The sequence below is a fragment of the Empedobacter sp. UBA7611 genome (genome assembly GCF_002484365.1).
In the GTDB taxonomy this organism is placed as follows: Bacteria; Bacteroidota; Bacteroidia; order Flavobacteriales; family Weeksellaceae; genus Empedobacter; species Empedobacter falsenii_B.
In genome coordinates, this window is sequence record NZ_DLJR01000054.1 from 1 (window position 1) to 3,623 (window position 3,623).

The following is a 3,623-nucleotide window of genomic DNA, read 5'->3' on the forward strand; positions in this document are numbered from 1 at the left end:
GTTTCATAATTATCCCTAAGTTAATAAACTATATTTTTAAACATTCCGGTTTTTAAGGAAGATTACAACAATAGTAAAAAAAACTATATTTGATTACAATGAAGATAGATTTTTAAATAGATTTTCATCAAGTGCACTTCCAAATCATTCTGGAATAGAATATGGTTTAGATATTACAAAAGTACAAGATGAGAATGGTTTTGTTTTTGCTAAATTTGAATATGCTCCTTTTTCAATAGATAATGCATGGATACAAAATATTAGAACAACAACAACTGATTTTTTTCCAAATGATAGTATAGTGATAACAACAGAAAATCACTATTCACCTACTTATAAACATTTGTATCCAGCAAGTGTAACAACCAAAAACAGCAAAAACGAAACATTAACTACGGAATACCAATATCCACCTGATTTAGTTGGACAAGAAGATTACATGAAAGAACTAACCGATGCTAACCGCATTGCAGAGCCAGTTGTTGTCAAACAAAGTGTTGATGGCGTATATATTTCTGAAGTTCATAATCAATATAATTTATTCAATGGAATCGTTCAGAAAGCTGCTGTTCATCAAAAGAAAGGAAATGGTGTCAATATTAAAACTACAGCCGACCGAAAAATAACTTACACCAGTTATGATGCTAAAGGTAATCTTACACAATATACTTTAGAAAATGGAATTCCTGTTTCTATTATTTGGGGATATGGCGGTCAATATCCTATCGCTAAAATAGAAGGAGCTTCTTTATCAGAGGTTAGTAGTTTTATTCAAAATTTAGAAATAGCAAGCAACAATGGTACTTTAACGAAAGATTCTTTTGCTAGTTTACGAACAGCATTACCTCAAGCTATGATCACTTCTTATATCTATCAACCTCTTGTTGGTGTCACGAGTATTACAGGGCCAAACGGACAAACAGAATATTACAACTATGATGCAGCTAACCGTTTGCAATCTATCGTAAATGATAAACAAGAAGTATTAAAAACCTTTGAGTACAACTACAAACAACCTTAAGCTATAGCGAGATGAAACACTTTTATAAAAATTTTATATACGGTACGCTTCTGACTTTAGGAAGTGGTAGTGTATATGCACAAACCTCTACGGAGAATTACATTAAAACAGTCGAATGTTTAAAAGCCGATTGTTCTGAAAAGAAAGAAACTGTTGTTTATTTTGATGGTCTAGGACGTGAAAAACAAGCCTTGCAAGTAGGTGCTTCACCTACAGGTAATACGATTGTAACACCATTTGAATATGATGGTTTTGGGCGTCAAGCCAAAGAATATTTGCCTTTTCCTATTTCTGGAGCAAGTAATCAACTAAATACTGGAGCAACAGGAGATACTTTTTACTTAGAAACGACAGGAGACTATATTCCTTATTCAGAAAAAACATTTGAGAATTCACCTTTAAACCGAGTGTTATTTCAGGCTGCTCCAGGAAGAGACTGGATGAAAGGAGCAGGTCATGAGATAGGATTTCAATATGCAACAAATTCAGATGGAGAAGTTTTTAATTTTGGCGTAGCAGATCCTACTACCAATCCAACTTTAACGTTAAGTAATTCTATAACATATTCAGGAGGAGCTTTATATAAAACGATTACAACAGATGAGAATGGTCAACCTATTGAGGAATTTAAAGACAAAGAAGGGAGAGTTGTTCTGAAAAGAATTCACATCGAATCAAAAACAGTAGCTCCTTTAAATTCGTCTGGTAATCATGATACGTATTACGTGTACGATATTTATGGTAATTTAACCTTTGTTCTTCCACCACAATTAATAAATACCGATTATGGAAATATCAATTCTTACAGAAATAATCTTGCCGAATTAGGTTATCAATATTTTTATGATGAAAAGAACAGGTTAGTTGAAAAACAACTTCCTGGAAAAGGACGTGAATTTATGGTGTATGATAACCAAGATCGTTTAACCTTACAACAAGATATCAATCAACGAACGGCAGTTGAAAAAGGATGGACTTTCTTTAAATACGATAAATTTGGAAGAATGGTGTATTCAGGTTTCTTTAAAAATACAGCGACACGAGGTTCAATGCAAACCGCTTTGAACAATAAAAAAACGGCTAATAATGAAGAAAGAGTACCAACTGTATTTGCTAATAATGGACAAAATATTTTCTATACCAATGCGCAATTTCCTAACGGAAGCTTAACCGTTCAATCTGTTAATTATTACGATCATTATCAAAATTTAGGTGTTACACCTTCGTCTATAGATAATCAAAAAGTTGTTGGGGTTGATGATACAAAAACCAAAGGTTTAGCTGTTGCAAGTTATACCAATGTATTAGGTACTGCAACGTGGAACAAAGCGTATACATATTATGATTCGAAATATATTCGTCCAGTAGCTTCTCACTTAGATAATTATTTGAAAGGATATCAAACAACCGCATCTATTTTAGATTTTAGAGGAAAGGTTAAGCATACAGTTACCAAGCACAAACCAACGGATATAGGAGCAGAAATAACAATCAATGAAGGTTTTGAATATTATGAGAATGAATTATTAAAGTATCAAACACACCAAATTAATAATGGTGCAATAGAATACATTGTTCAAAATTCGTACAACGAAATCAATCAGTTGACGAGTAAGAAAGTTGGAAACACGGTTGCTTCTAATCCATTACAAACGGTAGATTATAAGTATAATATTAGAGGTTGGTTAACAGATATAAACGATGTAGAACAAGCTATTAGACCAAAATTATTTTCATTTAATATCAACTACGGTTCTCATTTCAATGGAAATATATCTGGAGTTTCTTGGAAAACCAATGAACAAGATTCATATAAAACCTATAGATTTGATTATGATGGATTAAATCGACTGTTAACGGCAGATTTTGCTGTAATACAAACTGGTTTTATAGGAGGTTCTACCAATGTTGGTGCTTATAATGAATATGTAAAAGGCTACGATTATAATGGGAATATAAAAGGTTTTACACGTAATGGAAACTTATTGAACAATAATCTATTTACAATCGATGATTTAACATACGATTATCAAGCTAATTCGAATAAACTTCTTAATGTTTCTGACAACAGAACAGAAGATGGTTTCGCTGATAAGAATAAATACAGCGGAACAACAATTGAAGATCCTAAAAATGATTACAAATATGATCTTAATGGTAATCTTACCAAAGATTTAAACAAAGAAATAACAGCAATTACGTATAATTACTTAAATTTACCAACAGAAGTTCTTTGGAATGCATCCAAAAAGATTAACTATACGTACGATGCAAGTGGAGTTAAGCTAAGAAAGGTTGTAACAGATGGTACTACAGTGACCACTACAGATTACTTAGGAGGTTTTCAGTATCAAAATAGTGTATTACAATTTTTTCCAACAGCAGAAGGCTATGTAAATGTAACAGATGGTACAACATTTAATTATGTTTACAATTACACCGATCATTTGGGTAATGTAAGATTGAGTTATCAAAAAGAAGCAAATGGCTCGTTAAAAATATTGGAGGAGAACAACTATTATCCTTTTGGATTGAAACATAGTGGATACAACAATACCAATCTTGCGAATACTAACTATAAATACAAATACAACGGCAAAGA

The 3,623-nt window shown here is 32.0% G+C and carries 2 protein-coding genes; both read left to right on the forward strand.

Annotation, left to right across the window (positions count from 1 at the left end):
* Positions 1-301 precede the first annotated feature (301 nt).
* The gene (locus tag B3R94_RS09360) at positions 302-1,021 is read left to right on the forward strand and encodes a hypothetical protein (RefSeq protein WP_291100314.1); all 720 of its coding nucleotides are present in this window, start codon (positions 302-304) and stop codon (positions 1,019-1,021) included.
* An 11-nt stretch (positions 1,022-1,032) separates the two neighbouring features.
* The coding region (locus B3R94_RS09365) for a DUF6443 domain-containing protein (RefSeq protein ID WP_291100319.1) at positions 1,033-3,623 on the forward strand (2,591 nt) is incomplete at its 3' end.